General features: G+C 61.5%; 14 protein-coding genes. 6 read left to right on the top strand and 8 right to left on the bottom strand.

All coding sequences use genetic code 11. The features are described from left to right. The 3 genes from E1748_RS21225 to E1748_RS21215 all read right to left on the bottom strand — a co-directional run bounded on the left by E1748_RS21225 (window position 1) and on the right by E1748_RS21215 (window position 5,157). Window positions 1-2,499, bottom strand: coding sequence for an acyl-CoA dehydrogenase (locus E1748_RS21225; RefSeq protein WP_133649103.1), 2,499 nt, complete (start codon window positions 2,497-2,499; stop codon window positions 1-3). Between the two features lie 260 nt (window positions 2,500-2,759). After that, window positions 2,760-3,653 (bottom strand): TetR/AcrR family transcriptional regulator, encoded by an 894-nt coding sequence (locus E1748_RS21220; RefSeq protein ID WP_133649102.1) that lies wholly within the window; start codon window positions 3,651-3,653, stop codon window positions 2,760-2,762. Window positions 3,654-3,933: 280 nt separating this feature from the next. Then, window positions 3,934-5,157 (bottom strand): MFS transporter, encoded by a 1,224-nt coding sequence (locus E1748_RS21215; RefSeq protein ID WP_133649101.1) that lies wholly within the window; start codon window positions 5,155-5,157, stop codon window positions 3,934-3,936. A 268-nt stretch (window positions 5,158-5,425) separates the two neighbouring features. Between E1748_RS21215 and E1748_RS21210 the strand changes: the two genes are divergently transcribed. The 3 genes from E1748_RS21210 to E1748_RS21200 all read left to right on the top strand — a co-directional run bounded on the left by E1748_RS21210 (window position 5,426) and on the right by E1748_RS21200 (window position 7,862). Next, the gene (locus tag E1748_RS21210; RefSeq protein ID WP_133649100.1) at window positions 5,426-5,944 is read left to right on the top strand and encodes a GNAT family N-acetyltransferase; all 519 of its coding nucleotides are present in this window, start codon (window positions 5,426-5,428) and stop codon (window positions 5,942-5,944) included. A gap of 107 nt (window positions 5,945-6,051) precedes the next feature. Beyond that, complete coding sequence (locus tag E1748_RS21205; RefSeq protein ID WP_133649099.1) at window positions 6,052-6,483, top strand: nuclear transport factor 2 family protein; 432 nt, start codon at window positions 6,052-6,054, stop codon at window positions 6,481-6,483. Between the two features lie 2 nt (window positions 6,484-6,485). Then, complete coding sequence (locus tag E1748_RS21200) at window positions 6,486-7,862, top strand: MFS transporter (RefSeq protein WP_133649098.1); 1,377 nt, start codon at window positions 6,486-6,488, stop codon at window positions 7,860-7,862. A 9-nt stretch (window positions 7,863-7,871) separates the two neighbouring features. Here E1748_RS21200 and E1748_RS21195 read toward each other — a convergent pair whose 3' ends face one another. The 4 genes from E1748_RS21195 to E1748_RS21180 form a co-directional block, all read right to left on the bottom strand. Further along, the gene (locus E1748_RS21195; RefSeq protein ID WP_133649097.1) at window positions 7,872-9,221 is read right to left on the bottom strand and encodes an MFS transporter; all 1,350 of its coding nucleotides are present in this window, start codon (window positions 9,219-9,221) and stop codon (window positions 7,872-7,874) included. Between the two features lie 42 nt (window positions 9,222-9,263). After that, window positions 9,264-10,205, bottom strand: coding sequence for an isocitrate/isopropylmalate family dehydrogenase (locus tag E1748_RS21190; protein WP_133649096.1), 942 nt, complete (start codon window positions 10,203-10,205; stop codon window positions 9,264-9,266). 214 nt (window positions 10,206-10,419) lie between these two features. Next, a complete protein-coding gene (locus tag E1748_RS21185; RefSeq protein WP_133649095.1) occupies window positions 10,420-11,442 on the bottom strand; it encodes a TauD/TfdA family dioxygenase in 1,023 nt (340 codons plus the stop codon). Between the two features lie 565 nt (window positions 11,443-12,007). Beyond that, the gene (locus tag E1748_RS21180; RefSeq protein WP_133649094.1) at window positions 12,008-12,922 is read right to left on the bottom strand and encodes a LysR family transcriptional regulator; all 915 of its coding nucleotides are present in this window, start codon (window positions 12,920-12,922) and stop codon (window positions 12,008-12,010) included. 140 nt (window positions 12,923-13,062) lie between these two features. Between E1748_RS21180 and E1748_RS21175 the strand changes: the two genes are divergently transcribed. Then, the gene (locus E1748_RS21175) at window positions 13,063-14,367 is read left to right on the top strand and encodes a 3-isopropylmalate dehydratase large subunit (protein WP_133649093.1); all 1,305 of its coding nucleotides are present in this window, start codon (window positions 13,063-13,065) and stop codon (window positions 14,365-14,367) included. Between the two features lie 11 nt (window positions 14,368-14,378). Further along, a complete protein-coding gene (locus E1748_RS21170) occupies window positions 14,379-14,942 on the top strand; it encodes a LeuD/DmdB family oxidoreductase small subunit (protein WP_133649092.1) in 564 nt (187 codons plus the stop codon). Between the two features lie 20 nt (window positions 14,943-14,962). Here the strand turns inward: E1748_RS21170 and E1748_RS21165 are convergent, their stop codons facing one another. Then, window positions 14,963-16,345 carry a TolC family outer membrane protein gene (locus E1748_RS21165; protein ID WP_166653602.1) on the bottom strand — a complete coding sequence of 461 codons (1,383 nt, stop codon included), beginning with the start codon at window positions 16,343-16,345 and terminating at the stop codon, window positions 14,963-14,965. A gap of 273 nt (window positions 16,346-16,618) precedes the next feature. Between E1748_RS21165 and E1748_RS21160 the strand changes: the two genes are divergently transcribed. Continuing rightward, a complete protein-coding gene (locus E1748_RS21160; RefSeq protein ID WP_133649090.1) occupies window positions 16,619-17,113 on the top strand; it encodes a YbhB/YbcL family Raf kinase inhibitor-like protein in 495 nt (164 codons plus the stop codon). Window positions 17,114-17,122: the final 9 nt, after the last annotated feature.

Genomic DNA, 17,122 nt, shown 5'->3' with positions numbered 1-17,122 from the left:
TCATGCGGCAAGCTGCATCGCTTTGTCGAGTGCTTCCTTGCGGCGCTGCAGATCGCCGAGGATCCCGAAGTCCTGATCGAAGTCGTCGACCTTCACGACCATCGCACCGTAATGCGCATAATCGTCGAGCGTCTTGCGTTCGTCCGCGTCGATCAGGCCGCGTTGCTGCGCGATGTCGGTCCAGCCGGCGAGGTCGGGGAGGCTCTGCGGCATCGGTTCGATCTCGCCGCGCTTCACCGCTTCGCGAAGTTTCTGGTCGATCTGTGTGACGCGCGGGTTCAGCGCGAACACCAGTTCGCCATAACCGAGCGCATCGATTTCGACCGGCGGGATGTACGAATCCGAGAGCAACCGGTCGCGTGCGGCGCCGGGCGTCTGCATCAATTCGGCGATCTCGGTGCCGAGCTGGTCGGACGGTTCGCGATGCGGCAAACCGAACGGGAACGCGAGCACGCGCACAAGCGCTGCCGCGACGCGGTTCGGGTAATTCGCGAGTACGCCGTCGAGTGCGTGCTGTGCCTGGTACAGCGAATCTTCGACACCCCAGCGCACGAGCGGCAGGTCCGCTTCCTGACGGCCTTCGTCCTCGAAGCGCTTGAGCGTCGACGAGATCAGGTACAGCTGCGACAGCACGTCGCCGAGTCGGCCGGAGATTCGCTCGCGCCGCTTCAGGTCGCCGCCGAGCACGAACATCGATACATCGGCGAGCAATGCGAATGCCGTGGAGATCCGACTCGCCGCGCGGTAGTAGTGCACGAGCGGTGCGTACGCGCGCTGCGGCTTCGCGATCAGGAGGCCGCCGGTCACGCTATCGACGAAACTGCGCACGACGTTCGACAGCGTGAACGCGATGTGACCGAAGAACGCTTCGTCGAAATCGATCAGCGCTTTCGCGCGATCGGTCTCGCGCACGGCGGACATCTCTTTCAGCACAAACGGATGGCAGCGGATCGCGCCTTGCCCGAAGATGATCAGGCAACGCGTGAGAATGTTCGCGCCTTCGACCGTGATCGCGATCGGCACCTGCTGGTACGCACGTGCGAGGAAGTTCGACGGGCCCATGCAGATGCCCTTGCCGGCGACGACGTCCATGCCGTCGTTGATGACCTTTCGTGCGCGCTCGGTGATGTGATACTTCGCGATCGCGGAAATCACCGACGGCTTTTCGCCGAGATCGACCGCATGCGCGGACAGACGACGCGCGGCATCCATCACATAGAGATTGCCGCCCATACGGCCGAGCGCTTCCTGCACGCCCTCGAACTTGCCGACGGCCGTGCGGAACTGACGCCGCACCGCAGCGTACGCACCGGTGCCGCGCACCGCGATCTTCGCCATCCCGACGTTCGACGACGGCAGCGAGATCGCGCGACCCGCCGCGAGACATTCCATCAGCATGCGCCAGCCGTTGCCGACCTGCGCGCGTCCGCCGATCACCCAGTCGAGCGGAATGAAGACGTCCTTGCCCGAGTTCGGGCCGTTCTGGAACACCGCGTTTAGCGGCCAGTGACGCCGGCCGATGTTCACGCCCGGATGACGCGTCGGAATCAGCGCGCAGGTGATGCCGGGTTCGTCGTCGCCACCGAGCAGATGGTCGGGATCCTGCACGCGGAACGCGAGACCGAGCACCGTCGCGATCGGACCGAGCGTAATGTAGCGCTTGTCCCACGTCACGCGAAAACCGAGCGTTTCGCGACCGTCGAACGTGCCTTTGCAGACCACGCCGACGTCGGGAATGGCGGCTGCGTCGGAGCCCGCGTACGGACTCGTCAGCGCGAAGCAGGGGATCTCGTCGCCGCGCGCGAGGCGGGGCAGATAGTAGTTCTTTTGCTCGTCGGTGCCGTAGTGCATCAGCAGCTCGGCGGGTCCGAGCGAGTTCGGCACCATCACCGAGACGGCCGCCGCCGAACAGCGCGTCGCGAGCTTCATGATGACCTGCGAATGCGCGTACGCGGAGAACTGCTTGCCGCCGTACTGCTTCGGAATGATCATCCCGAGAAAGCCTTTTTCCTTCACGTACTGCCACGCTTCCGGCGACATGTCCTGCCACACGGCGGTGCTTTCCCAATCGTTCGCAAGATCGCACAGACGCTCGGTCTCGTTGTCGAGGAACGATTGCTCTTCGGCCGTGAGCGTCACGGGACCGTACGCGAGCAGCGTGTCCCAGTGCGGTCGGCCGGAGAACAGCGCGGCATCCCACCACACCGTGCCGGCTTCGATCGCATCGCGCTCGGTCGGCGACATCTCCGGCAGGATCTTGCGGAACACGTCGAGTACGCGCCGCGACAGCCACGCACGACGCAGCGGCTTGACCGCGAGCACGAGCGCGGGCAACACGAAGACGATCGCGAGGAGCGTCGTGCCGAATCCACCGGCGCCGCCCAGCCAATGCGCGGCCGCGACCCACACGATCATGAAGGCCAGCCACCACGATGCCGGCGCCCGGCGATAGATCAACGCCCCACCGATGACCACGAGCGCAATGATGAACCACGTCATGACGATTCCTCCTTCTGTTCCTGTCTCTGTTTCTGCGGGCGAGCGCATCCCCACGACGGACGGCGCGCGTGTTCGGGTTGTGACGGGCACGAAGCCTGTCGTCTGGTTCAGGCCGGCCTTGACGGCACGGCCGGCACGATCGGCGGTTGGTCTACGCGATGTTGCTACGTAGACGCCGCCGCCCGACCGCGCGGTCGCTGTTCAGGCCGGGCTCGAACGACACCGCAAGGATCGTGCTCGGGTGCCGTTCGAGTGCGGTTTCACGCGGTGCCGTGCACGACCTGTGCGGTCACGCTTTCGGTCGCCGGTGAACTGTTGGTGCTATTGCTGCTGTTGCCGCTGTTGCTATTGCCACCGCTGCCGTTGCTGCGTTCGACCGGCACCGCCGTCTGCGCGATCGCAGCCGCCGCGATCGGACACGCGAGCGTGCTGCCGCTGTCCGGCGTGCCGTCAGCGGCATCGCCGAGGACGGCCGCGAACGCGGCGAGCTGGTTTGCGTCCGGTTGCGGCGCCTTCAATGCCGCGACCATCAGCGACGCGAGCCGCGCGATCAGTTGCAGGTCGTTCATGTTCTTGCCTTGCGAGAACTCGGAGATGAGGCTCTCCGTGTCCGTGCCGGCGAGTACCCCCGACAGCGCGCCGATCGCGAAGTGCAGACGCCAGCCGAGTTCTTCGCGCGGCAGATGCGGCAGCGCACGCTGGAACGCGTCGAAGAACCGCACGGCCACCGACGCGTAGTGCGCACCCAGAAAATCGCGGATGAACGACGACGGATCGGTGTATGCGCGTCCGAGCAGACGCAGGAACGCCTTGCCCCCGACCCGCGGTTCGCGCGATAACCGCAGCGCGGGAATGAACATCGCGCCGAGCACGTGCTCGCAGGTCAGACGCGAGCCAAGCATCGCGTCGAAGCGTTCGAGCAGTTTCAATCGCTCCTCGTTGAGCCGGTCGAGCCGGCGCGAGAGCATCGCGTGGATCAGTGCTTCCTTGTTGCCAAAGTGATAGTTGACCGCGGCGAGATTGACCTCAGCGCGCGAGGTGATCTGCCGCAGCGACATGGCCTCGTAGCCGCACTCGATGAAGAGTGCTTCGGCTGCGTCGAGGATTCTTGATTTCGTGTCGCCGGCGGGCCGGCCCGTTGTGCGAACTGCCATGTTGCGTCTCCCAATGCCGGTTGCCCAGCCGCAAACAAGCGATTCAAATAAGTATTTGAAACAGCCGTTTTTTTCAGGATAAAAAGGATAGGGTCGAGCGAGCAAGCGTTGTGTGTGGATAGACTCCTCTAAAAAGCGGGAGGCGCACGACTGTGCAGGCATCCCGGACCGCAGACGAAAAAGGCCGTTCCGACGTGAGTCGGAACGGCCTCGTATGGCAAATGCTGGCAATGTTGTCCGGCAGGTCGTGCCCGCCGGTTTTTTGCTTCCGGTCGGCGGGCTAGTGAATGGCCGCGACAACCTGTTCTGCAGATTGTGTCATATCTATGCCGCGACGTTCACGGCTAAACCAGATCAATATCGCAATCACGACCGCGACGATGCCGATCACCGTCGCCATCACGGTCGCGTAGTCGTTGCCGTGCGCTTCGGCGACGCCTGCCTGCAGCGGTCCGTTGACCGACGCGATCAGGTTGCCGAGCTGGTAGACGAGACCCGGGAACGTCGCGCGAATTTCATCCGGCGAGATTTCGTTCAGATGTACAGGGATCACGCCCCATGCGCCTTGCACGGAGATCTGCAGCAGGAACGCGCCGACCGCGAGCATGATTGCCGTGCTCGAGAACGCCCACAGCGGGATCACCGGCAGCGCGATCAATGCGGCGATGCAGATCGCGCGCTTGCGGCCGATCTTCTCCGACAGCGCGCCGAAGAACAGACCGCCGACCATCGCGCCGATGTTCAGCACGACGGAGATCCACAGGATGGTGTGAGGATCGAACTTATGCTGGATCCGCAGGAACGTCGGATAAAGATCCTGCGAGCCGTGCGAGAAGAAGTTGAACGCGGTCATCAGGATGATCGCGTACAGCGACATCTTCCAGTTGTGCTTCAACGTTTCGATGAGACCCGGACGCACCTTCTTCTCGAGCGTCTTGAACGCAGGAGATTCCGGCACGTGTGCCCGCACGTACAGCACGAGCAGCGCCGGCAGCACGCCGACGAAGAACATGCCGCGCCAGCCGATGTATTGATAGAACAGCCCGAACACGATCGACGCGAGCAGATAGCCGCATGGGTAGCCGGCCTGCAGCAGCCCCGACACGATGCCGCGCGACTTGGGCGGCACGGTTTCCATCGTCAGTGCACCGCCGACGCCCCATTCGCCGCCCATCGCGATGCCGAACAGCGCACGCAGCACGAGCAGGGTGGTGAGGTTCGGCGAGAAACCGGACAGCAGTTCGAGTAACGAGAAGCACGCGATGTTGACCATCAGCGTGGGTCGACGGCCGTACTTGTCGGCGAGCCAGCCGAAAATCAGTGCCCCGACGGGACGCGCCATCAGCGTCAACATGATCCCGAAAGAGACCGCTTTGATGTCCGTTCCGAATTCCGCCGCGATGTCTTTCAGAACGAAAACCATCAGAAAGAAATCGAATGCATCGAGTGTCCAGCCTAGAAAGGCGGCAATCGTTACGTTTCGTTGTTCTCGAGTCCAGCTCATCGATTGTTCTCCTGAGTCTCCGGTTTCTTCGTGATGAACGAAAGGCCGCTTGTTGCTGTGTATCGCTGTGCCGCCTTACCCCGTTTGAGTTTGAAGCGAGTGTACGCCGACCGTTAAGCAAACGCATGGAGGATTGCAGCTTATCGGTGGTAATCCCTGGTCCCGACCCGTTTCGGTTTTGTTTTAAGTGCGATGGATGTAATTTATGTATTGATGTTGTTGGATTTTTGTTTGAATTCGGTAATGTTTGTTTGGGGAGGTTCTATCGATGTTGCCGCATCTGGGTACGGCGCGGCTGCTGCTGCGTCCACGCACGCTCGATGATGTCGATGCGTGCATGGCGATGGATCGCGATCCCGAAGTGACGCGCCACATTCCCGGGCCGTGGCATGACCCGGTCGCGCATCGGCGTTTCGTCGAGGAGCGGACGACGCAGGTTTATCCGCGCGGGCTCGGCTACTGGTCGATCTTCGAGCGACACGCGCCCGAGCGATTCGTCGGCTGGGTGCTGCTGATTCCGGAGGATGCGGTGGGGCCCGATGTGGAGATCGGCTGGCGTCTCGTGCGCGATACGTGGGGGCGCGGTATCGCGAGCGAAGCCGCGTTGGCGGTCGTGCGGCACGCGTTCGATACGGTGGGGCTGAATGAAATCGTAGCGGGCATCGCGTCGGGCAATGCGGCGTCACTGCGCGTCGCGGAGAAACTTGGCATGCGGTGCGCGCCGGATGCGCGACCTGATGCGGAGGGGTATGTTCGCTATCGGCTCGCGCGTTCAGGACCTGCGTGATACGAGCGGTGGCTTCATTGCGCGGTTCATGCTTCGATCCGCGTCGAAGCATCCGGAGCGGTTGCGCGTCTAAGCTGGATGCAATCTCCTCCTTAGCGCCTCTTGCCATGACCGCACACACTGATCCCGCGATTCTCCACATCTACGAGCAATGGCATCGCGCAGTCGTCGATCGCGATCTGGAGAGCTTGATCGCTCTCTATGCAGACGATGCGATACTCGAAACGCCATTGATCGTCGTGACCTTGCCCGAAAAATCAGACGGCGTGCTGCGGGGCAAATCCGCGATTCGCGACTTCTTCGACGCAGGGCTGCGCAAGCTGCCGAATAGTTTGGGGCGCTGGTATCGAACGGGTCTCTTCTTTTCCAACGGGCATCAGCTGACCTGGGAATATCCACGCGAGACGCCGGACGGCGATCAGGTGGATCTCGTCGAAGTGATGGACGTGGCCGATGGGCTCATCGTTCATCATCGCGTGTACTGGGGCTGGGTGGGATTCAAATCGTTGATGAACGTCGTCAACGGCAACGCGCGCTGATCGTGGCCGAGCTCGTATCGACACGCAGTACCGCACATCGCGTGCTGGCCGCGACATCGATCAGCTACACGGTCGTGCTGCTGGACGCATCGATCGTCAACGTTGCATTGCGTGAAATCGGCAGCACGTTGAGCAGCAGCGTCACGGGGCTGCAGTGGGTCATCAACGCCTACACGCTGACCTTCGCGAGTCTGCTGATGACGGGCGGCACGCTAGGCGACCGGCTCGGTGCGCGCAACGTCTACTTCGCGGGGCTTGCGCTCTTCGTGCTCGCATCGGTGCTGTGCGGTTTCGCGCCCGACCTCGCGACGCTGACGTTAGCGCGTGCGTTGCAAGGCATCGGTAGCGCGCTGCTCGTGCCGTGTTCGCTCGCGCTGATCAACGACGCTTATCCTGTGCCTTCCGAACGTGCGGCCGCGGTCAGCGTATGGATGGGTTGCGGTGGCGTTGCAATGGCATCCGGTCCGCTGGTCGGCGGGCTGCTGATTCATCTGCTCGGCTGGCGCAGCATCTTCTTCGTCAACGTGCCGATCGGGATCGTCGGGCTGTGGTTGACGTTGTCGGTCGATCGTACGGTGTCGTCGCGGACGCGGCACTTCGATCTGCCGGGGCAGCTTGCGGCGATCGTCGGGCTTGGGGCGTTGATCGGCGTGCTGATCGAAGGGCCGGTGCTTGGATGGACGTCCGTACCGATCGTCGTTGCACTCGCGACGACTGGCGCTGCGTGGGTCGCGTTCTTCGTCATTGAAATGCGCACACGCAATCCGATGCTGCCGCTGCAGTTCTTTCGCAATGCGCTGTTCTCGGCGTCGACGTTCGTGTCGATGGCGTCGGCTTTCGTGTTCTACGGAATGCTGTTCACGTTCAGCCTCTACTATCAACAGGTGCGCGGCTATTCCGCGCTCGACACGGGGCTCGCATTCCTGCCGATGACCGGCATGGTTGCGATAGGCGGCCTGCTGTCGAGCAGGCTCGTGAAGTACCTCGGCAGCAGGCCGTCGATGTGCATCGCGTTCGGTCTGTATGCGGCGGGTGCACTCGGCATGATGCTGTCGAGCGCGCATTCGCATTACTGGCTCGCCGTTGCACCGTTGCTCGCGATCGGCCTCGCGTCGGGTTTCATTTCGCCGGCCGCGACTTCACCGGCGCTCGGCACCGTCGAGAAGAATCGCGCGGGCGTCGCGGCCGCAGTGCTGAATTCGGCGCGGCAAAGCGGGTCCGCGCTGGGCGTCGCGATCTTCGGCACGTTCATCTCGACGGCCCACGCATTTCAGACGGCGATGAGTGCGGTGCTTGGTATCGTCGCTGTGCTGTCGTTGGTGGCTGCGCTCGTCTGGTGGGCGATGCCGGGATCAGGCAACACGAAGCGACGCCCCTGATCCCACACGTCAATCCGTTGCAACTTCGCTGCTAACGATCGGTACGCTGATCGCGCGAGGCGGCCGCATCACGAGAATCGCGCCGAGGGCCATCGCGCTCGATAGTAGATACAACGCGGGCGTGGTGCTGTGCGTCGTGTCTCTGACCCACCCGATGAAATAGGGGCTCACGAAGCCCGCGATCTGGCCGACCGAGTTGATCAGCGCGACGCTCGGCGCCGACGGACTTCCTCCAGGAACAGCGGACGTGAACGGCCAGAACATCGCGAGTCCCGTCAGCGTGCCGGCGGTCGCGAGCGTGAGACCACCGAGCGCAACCGGTATGCTGCCGTTCGCGGTAGCGGCGAGCAGCAGACCGACGAAGCCAATGAGCACCGGCACGCCGAGGTGCAGGCGTCGTTCCTGATGCGCATCGGCGGAGCGTCCGACGAAAACCATCACCACGGCGGCGCACAGATAAGGGACCGCGCTGATGAGACCGACAACGCCGAGGTTAGGAAAGCCAAGCGACCGGATGATCGACGGCAACCAGAAGTTCATCGCGTACACGCCCATCTGGATGCAGAAATAGACGAAGCCCAGCATCAGTACGGTATGGCTGATCAATGCAGGGCGTGCCGTTTTGCGCGTGTTGTGTAGCGTGGATTGCAGACGTGCGTCGCGTTCCAGGTCTTCGCGTATGAGTTGCTTGCCGGATTCGCCTAGCCAGTCGGCGTGATCGACGTCGTCGCGTAGCACCGATAGCAGCACCAACCCCATGACGATGGTCGGTGCGCCCTGTAGAAGATAGAGCCATTGCCATGCCGCGAGACCGTTCGGCGCCGCTGCAAAGTGCTGCAGGATCCACCCCGACAACGGTCCGCCGACGAGTCCCGACAGCGGAATCGACACCATGAACAGCGACATCACGCGGCCGCGCCGGCTAGACGGAAACCACTGCGCGAGATAGAGCACGATGCTCGGAAAGAAGCCCGCTTCGGCTACACCGGTCAAAAAGCGCAGCACGTAGAACGACGACGGCGACTTGACCCACATCAGCGACGCGGACAGCGCACCCCATACGAGCATCAGGATGCACATCCATCGACGTGGCGAGATTTTGCGCAACGCGAAGCTGCTTGGAACACCGGCCAGTACATAGCCGACGAAGAAAATCCCCGCGCCCAGTCCGAACGCGGTCTCGCTCATTTTCAGATCGTCGAGCATCTGCAGTTTTGCGAACCCGACGTTGATGCGGTCGAGGTAGTTGCACATGTAGCAAACGAACAGCATGGGGATCGTGCGCAACGTAATCGCGCGGTAGATGCGATCCAGACTGTCGTGTCCGCGTGTCGCGGCGTGTATCGATGCGGTAGTCATGCCAATCTCCTGAGTGGAGTGCGGAAAGCGATGGGGGAACGGCTAAGCACGTGTCGATCGATGGGCGACGGACGCGTGTGCGTAGGCGTTTTCTATGCCGGTCTTGAGGGACTCGTCGTCGGGACCGAGCTGGAACATCAGCGACAGCGCGTTGAGCGCGGCCAATGCGTGGGCGTCTAAAGAAACCGACGCTATGGATTCATCGTGACGAGGTGCCGCGATTTCGTAGATGCCGAACGTGCTGGCGCCCACCAGTGCGTGAGGCCATACGTCTGCCAGTCCGCTCAGCACGCTCGCCTGTGCGGCGAGAATCGTCGCGAGACTGCCGCCTGCGACGATCGTGTCGAAGCGATGCGGTGCTGTGACGAGTTGCTGAAGGGCCTGTTCGATCAGCAGATGTTCGAGCTGAACGTCGGGGTACTCGTCGGCGACTTCGGAGACGACGTCGCGCCATAACTCCATCGTCTCCAGGTGATCGGCTTGATCGACTGAAATCAGGCGAGATGACCGGCGCCGCGCAATATCGAATGCCAGATGCGCAAGCCGACGGATGTCGCTTTCCGCGTAGCGGATCGTGTTGGTGCCGATCAGTTCGCGATCGCCCGCGACGACACCGCGCGGCAACGCGCCGCTCAGCCCGCAATGCCGATCGCCGACGATGAGCACGTCCAGTCCGCCGGCCACGACCGATCCGACCGGCGACAGATGCGACAGCGCGCGCGGTAACGCGATCGAATGAAGCGATGCCAACAGGTCGGACGCATGCGAGATCGCTTCGAGCCGCGACGACAAAGGCGACGCAGACATCGTCAGAACGGCGTCCGCATTCGCACAGGCGGCGACGGTTTCGGCGAACGTTGCATCGGCGGAAATCGACGTGTAGTCGATTGCACATCCTTGCTGCTTAAGACCATCGAGCAGCGTAAGAACGTGACTTGACAGCGGCGCATCGCGATATGCGCCGGGGAATATCGATATCTTCATCGCAATCAGCCCGTGACGGGAGGTCGGTGTATCGAGGGACGTGCGGTGTGACGGGAGGGCCCTGGATCAGGTGCCAGGCGATCCGGACGCGCGATCACCGTGTCGGTGATGGCGTAGCTCGATGCACACGCGATACGCGCGCAGAGGATCGCCGTTGCCATGCGCGAAGGCGCGGCAACACGTCACAAAACCTGTCGATATGAAGCGGGTGCGGTCAGTCGACCGTCGCTGACTCTCTGACGAGTCCTGGTTGCTCGTGGCTGAAGTAGTCGCTAAAGCGCCGCAGACTGGCTGGGTCGCGGAAGCTGTAGGTTTTCAGCAGCCAACGCTTTTGCGCGTTCTCGGCGTCGTTGATTTCGATCAGTTCGCGGTTATGCAGCGCATCCTGATTCGCAAACGAGAAGAGATCGCCGGTGCGGATATGCACGCGTTCCTTGTTCGCCTTGACGATCGCGTTCTTCAGCGACAGCAATGCGTTGATCGCTTCGAGCGGCGCGCCGGGCGCATAGGTCGTGCGCGTGTCGTAGTAGCGGAAGCTGTGTTCGTTCTCGAGGATCGCGTGACGATCGGACATCACCTGCTGACGATTCGAGTCGCGCGAGTATTCGTCGTAAGGGGTGGTGAACAGCGGTTTGCGAAGTAAAGCCTGGTGTTCTTCGCTGATGTGGTCGAGCAGTGTGCGGCCGTCGAGAAAACCCGTGTAGATCCGGTTCGCGTCGCTGCAACGCATGCCTAGAAGACTCAGGAAGTCGGCACGTACCGGATGCGCGGTGCGATCGTTATGGAAGAACAATTCGCCGTCGGTTTTTTGCGTCTGCGTCTGGCTGTACTTCTTGTGTGCGTAGACGTCGTGGAAAAAGTCGCCGTTGTTACGTGTTTCGTAGGCTAGTAGCGGGGTCTCGGTCAACTGTGCGAATAGATCGAGTAGCGCTTCGCCGACGAATGATTTCTTCTTTTCGTACTTGTCGTGAACGGGGTCGTTCTGATCGAAGACCGGAATGTCCTCGTCTAGCGGAACGTTCCGTAGCAGATGCGCGTAGCGTTTCTCTTTCGAGCGATCGACACGGATCTGTTCGCATAGGTTGAGGAAGAAATCAGGAACCTTGTGATTGGCGGTGAGGGCGCCGATGCTGCGGTGAAACGCAAAATAGTCTTTATATGGGCTTTCCTTGACTGAACATAGAACCTCGAATAGCGCATCCTTTTCTTCGTCCGAAAACTCGAAAGTCGATTTCATATAGACCCCTGAAACGTAAGGAACACCACGACAGATTCCCGTCCCCGAAGAGACGGAAGCATTTCACGTTGACCGGTACGGGAGCGGCGTACTGGACATTGATTCGACTGCCGGGACATCTCGCCGCGAAGGTTTATGGCGCAAGAGACGTGCATTTCGGGTGCCGCTCGCATCGGCGAAGCGGACAACGAATATCGGACCGATCGTCTGTGCGTCGGTATTTAATATGACGAAAAGTCGTTCTTTAAATTAAATGCGTTTCGCATAATCTCGTATATGTAATAAGGATTGCTACATAATTTTCAAACCATGCCGATTCGCGGATCAGTTAAGCGACTTCATAAGATCAAGGCTGGTGACAGGGCGAGAGATTCGAAACGCAGGTGTCGATGTATTGCTGAACTTTGTTGTGGGTTGAGATTAGCACTGGCGCATGGAGGTAAAGAATCTAATCCTCGTAGTGATGCCAATTGTTTCCCGTGGGAAATGCTCGGCGATCGAACAGGAAACGACAATCGTCATTGATTCGACAATCGTGCATCGAAGACCGATGGGCGTCGCGCGCTTAACCGTCGATCCCGCTCGCCTCGCTCGCAAAGAAATCTGCGAGCCCCTGGACGAACATGCGCACGCGCGGGGAAAGAAAGCGGTCGTCGCGATACATCACATAGGCGACGCGTGTTTCGGAGGCCCAGTCGGGCAGGAGTTGCTGCAGCTGTCCGGTTGCGATCGCTTCGCGTGCGACGTAGCGCGGCAGATAGGCGACACCGACGCCTGCGATCGCGGCGTTCAGCAACGACACGCTGTTGTTCGAGCGCAGGATGCAGCGCACGCGTGTTTCCAGTTGCCGCTTGCCCTGACGCAGTTGTAGCGCGGTTGTATAGGCCGGTCCGCGAAACAGCAGGAAGCCGTGGCGTGCGAGATCTTCGGGGCGCGTGACAGGAGGATGGGACGCGATGTAGGCCGGCGACGCGAAGACGCCCCAGTGCACTTCGGTCAAAGGCTGCACGGTGCCTTGATCGGGCTTGTCGCGGCTGATGACGATGGCGACGTCGACGTTCTGTTCGTTGAGATCGACCAGGCGGTCGGTTAATTCGAGGTCGACCTGGACGTGGATATTGCTGGCGATAAACCGGCACAGCGTGGGCAAGATCATCCTGTTGCCGAACGTGGTGGGGGCCACGACGCGCAGATTGCCGACCGGCTCCTCGTGATACTGACGCACGAACGCATCCGCGCCGCGCACCTCGGCAAGCAGCCGCACGCAGTACTCATAGTAAGTGCGGCCGACCTCCGTGACCTCGATCTTGCGCGTGGTGCGCTTAAGCAGCGTGACGCCTAGCCCCGTTTCAAGTCGATTGATTTCCTTACTGACGGCCGACTTCGACAGGCCTAACAGTTTTGCCGCTTCGGTATAGCTCAAGGTGTCGACAATCTTCGCGAAGATCACCATTGAGGTTAGCTGGTCTAGCTGATTCATTTCGTTTCTCCCAGGAAACAAACGGTCTCAAAGCAGATGATCTGTTCTTTTTGAAGGTGTGTCATGTTATTTTCCGTTCACATCGTCGGCGCCAAACGACGCTAGACGAATGTTCCCCGAGCCGATACAGGAGCCAAAGCATGAGCACCGGACAGACCTTAAGCCAGAAGGTCCTGGCGAAAGCCAGTGGCCGTTCCCGGGTGACACCCGGCGAAGTGATTTGGGCCAAGGTTGACGTGCTAATGTCCCACGACCCCTGTTCGCCGGGCGTGATCAGCATCTTCAAGAAAGAGTTCGGCGAGGGCGCGAGGGTCTGGGACCCGACGCGCTTCGTGATGATTCCGGACCACTTCATCTATACCGCCGACGTGCTGGCTAACCAGAACGTGCGCGTGATGCGCGAGTTCGCGCGCGAGCAGGAAATCAAATACTTCTACGACGTAGGCACGCCGAAATATCGCGGCGTGTGCCATATCGGTCTCGCGGAGGGCGGTCATAACCGTCCCGGCGAAGTGCTGCTCGGCACCGATTCGCATACCGTGACGTCCGGCGCATTCGGCACCTTCGCCGTCGGGATGGGGATCACGGACGGCGCGTTTGCGCTCGGCACCGGCGAGATTCCGCTGAAGGTGCCGGAGACGATCCGCGTCAATTTCCGCGGATCGTTGCCGTCGCACGTGCTCGCGAAGGATTTGATTCTCGCGGTGCTCGGTGAACTGACGATCGACGGCGCGACCTATCAGGCGATCGAATTCGGCGGGGAGGTGGTGGATGCGCTGTCCGTCGAAGAGCGGATGACGTTGTGCAATATGGTCGTCGAGTGCGGGGCGAAGAACGGCATCATGGTGCCGAACCAGGCCACGATCGATTACCTCGCGACCCGCAACGAGATTCCGTACGACGTGCTCACGCCCGATGCGGACGCGAGCTACGTGCGCGTGCTCGACGTCGACGTGTCGACGATGCAGCCGCTCGTCGCTAAACCCCATTCGCCGGATAACGTGGGCAGCGTGGACGAGGTGGCCGACATTCGCATCCAGCAGGCGTATATCGGCTCGTGCACCGGCGGCAAGCTCGAAGACTTCATTGCTGCCGCAAGAATTCTTGATGGCCGCAAGGTGTCGGTGCCCACATTCGCGGTGCCGGCGACTAAAGAGGTGTTCCATGGCATCGTCACGACCGAGGTCAACGGGACGTCGATCTATTCGATTCTGACTGGCGCAGGCGTGGCGCTGTCGTCGGAACCGAGTTGTGCCGCATGCTGCGGTGGCCCGTCCGACACGTTCGGTCGCGTCAACGAACCGCTGTCGGTTGCATCGACGACGAACCGCAACTTCGTCGGCCGCATGGGCAACAAGCGCGCGAACATCTACCTCGGTTCGCCTTACACCGTGGCCGCCGCAGCGGTGGCCGGGCAATTCGTCAATCCCAACGTCTATCTGTGAGCGTGACCGCCATGACTGCAAAGACTATCCGGGGCGTTGCCTACGTGCTCGGCGATAACATCGATACCGACCAGATCCTGACGGCCGAATATCTGAAGATCAATCCTTCCAGTCCCGAGGGTTACGCGCAGCTTGCGTCGCTTGCGATGTGCGGCTTGCCGGAAGGCTCGCTGCCGTTCATTGACCCGCAACTGGGAAAATCGCCTTATACCATCGTCGTCGCCGGGCAGAATTTCGGCTGCGGCTCGTCGCGCGAACATGCTGTCGTGACGTTGGGTGCGGCCGGCGTGCGCGCGGTGATTGCGCAATCGTATGCACGGATCTTCTTTCGCAACTGCGTATCGACGGGGCAATTGCTGCCCGTCGTGTCGAAGGTCCGGCTGTGCGAGCAGATCAAGACGGGGGACGTGATCGAGATTTTGGTCGACGAGCAGATCGTGCGCATCGGTAACGGTCGCGCGGATGCGCCGGTCGAGCCGGTCGGCGAGCTGGCGAATATCGTCGAAGCGGGTGGGTTGTTCGCGTATGCGCGTGCAGTGGGCAAGATTCCTGCGCGCGTGCCGGCTGAGGCTTGATTGGAATGTGCTGCGGGGCTTTAACGAGGCCCCGCGGCAGGCTCACGCAGTAACGCGTTGATGCTGGCAAGATCGGCATCCGTCAATTGTCCCGCGATCTGCGCAAGTTCGAGCCGGTGAATCAAATAGTCGTAGCGAGCGCGGCTTAACGCGGTTTGCGACGCATACTGTTTGTCCTCTGCGATCAGCACGTCGGTGCTCGCTCGATCTCCCACTTCATAGGCTGTTCTCGCCGAACCGCTCGACGTACGCGTCGAAATCACCGCTGATTGCAGCGCGGCGATGCGGTCCACTCCGTTGAACAATGCGAGGCAGGTCTGCCGTGCATCGAGCGCGGCGTTCTCGCGCGCGTTGAGCAAGTCGTTGCTGGCTTTGTCCTCGAGCGCGAGCGTTTCGCGCTTGCGGCTCTGAATCGAACCGCCGGCAAAAATCGGAATCGTGATCTGGATGCCCACCACCGATGAATTGCCGGCGCCGCCCGCTACACCGATGCCGGCATTACCCGGCAGATTCGCAGCGTACATGTAGCGCGAATTCGCCTGGCTGCTGTGATTGAAGCTCGCGACGAGATCGACGGTGGGCATATCGGCGGCACGCGCGCGACGCGTTTCGCGGCGCGCGACTTCGAGATCGATCTCTTCACCCGCGACGTCGAGATTCTGATGCTGCGCGAGATCGACCCACTTCTCGAGTTCGTCGGGGGCGACGGGCGGCAGCCTGGCTGCATCGGGCAGCGTCGCGAGATCGCCAACCGGATGGCCGACCAGCTTGTTCAAGCGTGCAACCCGGATCGCGAAGTCCGACGTTGCGGCCGCGCGATCCGCTTTAGCGAGATCGCGCGTGGCTCTGGCCTGATCGACGTCGACGACCGTTTGATCGCCCGCGTCGAAGGCGGCCTGTGCGGTGTTCAACTGTTGTTCGAGCGACGCTTCATGAGCCTTCGCGAAACGCAGTGTGTCCTGTGCGAGCAGCACGTCGAAGTACGCGCGTGCTACGTCGAGCATCAGTTTTTGCCGCGCTTTCTCGAACGCGACTTCACCGCGTGCAACATGCAGCTTGCCGATTTCGAGCCCTTGCCAGTCGCCCCAATGAAACACGGGCACGACCACCTGTGCGCCGTAACCATTGGTCGTGTACGCCTGACGCGGCAGGTCGGAGACGCTGGCCCATGTCGAACCCACCCCGAACGCAGTCTGAAGATGCGGCAGCAGCGCCGCGCGCGCTTGCGGCAGCGCTTCGTCGCTCGCGCGAAACTCCGCTCGCGCGGCCGCGAAACCAGGGTCCGCGCCCTGGGCGTCCTGCCACGTAGAGACCAGATCGGCTGCACTCGCGACGCTGCTCAACGTGCCCAGCACGAGCAGCGCGCAGCGCTTCAGCCTGGCCGTCGAGAGTTTCGTTGTCATTCGGTGTGGGGTCCCGGGCATCGTCAGTCCAACGCGGACACGGGCCGAATTTAACGCAGATCACGCGTGCAAAAACCGTTGCTTCGCGTTGACTCCGTGGCAAACACCATTGTTCATCTATGGAAACAACATGGCTCGCCGATGTTTATTGTTCATGACGGGTTATTAGCCATGCTATCTTTTTTTCACACGAGAGGGCCGTGCCCCGCACTCGATTAGCAAGGTGCGGAAAGCAATGGCGAATCAGCCAAAACGTTCGAACAGGAAATCGACATGACAGCGTTCAGCCTCGTTTCGCCGGAGTTCATCGAGCAGGGTGTGCTGACGAAGGCACACGAATATAACGACTTCGGCGGCAGCGGCGACAACCGTTCGCCCGCGTTGAAGTGGAGCAACGTCCCGGACGGAACGCGCAGCCTCGCGATCACGGTATACGACCCGGACGCACCGACAGGTAGCGGCTTCTGGCATTGGGTCGCGTTCGACATCGCGCCCGATGCCGATGCGCTGACGCCCGACGCAGGACACAAGGACGGTGCCGCGTTGCCGCAGGGCGCGGTGCAGAGCGCGAATGACTATGGCTTTCACGGCTTCGGCGGCGCATGTCCGCCCGAAGGCGCAGGACCGCATCGCTATGTGTTCACGCTGCACGCGCTGTCGACCGACAAGCTTGGCATCGATGCCGGAGCGACCAACGCGGTCGCGCGATTCCTGATTCACGCGAACACGATCGCCAGCACGTCGCTTACCGCGCTGTATCAGCGCTGATCCAGGGCT

Source organism: Paraburkholderia flava (genome assembly GCF_004359985.1).
Classification (GTDB): Bacteria; Pseudomonadota; Gammaproteobacteria; order Burkholderiales; family Burkholderiaceae; genus Paraburkholderia; species Paraburkholderia flava.
The sequence above is the reverse complement of the archived record's forward strand: the minus strand, read 5'-3'. Positions and strand labels throughout refer to the sequence as shown.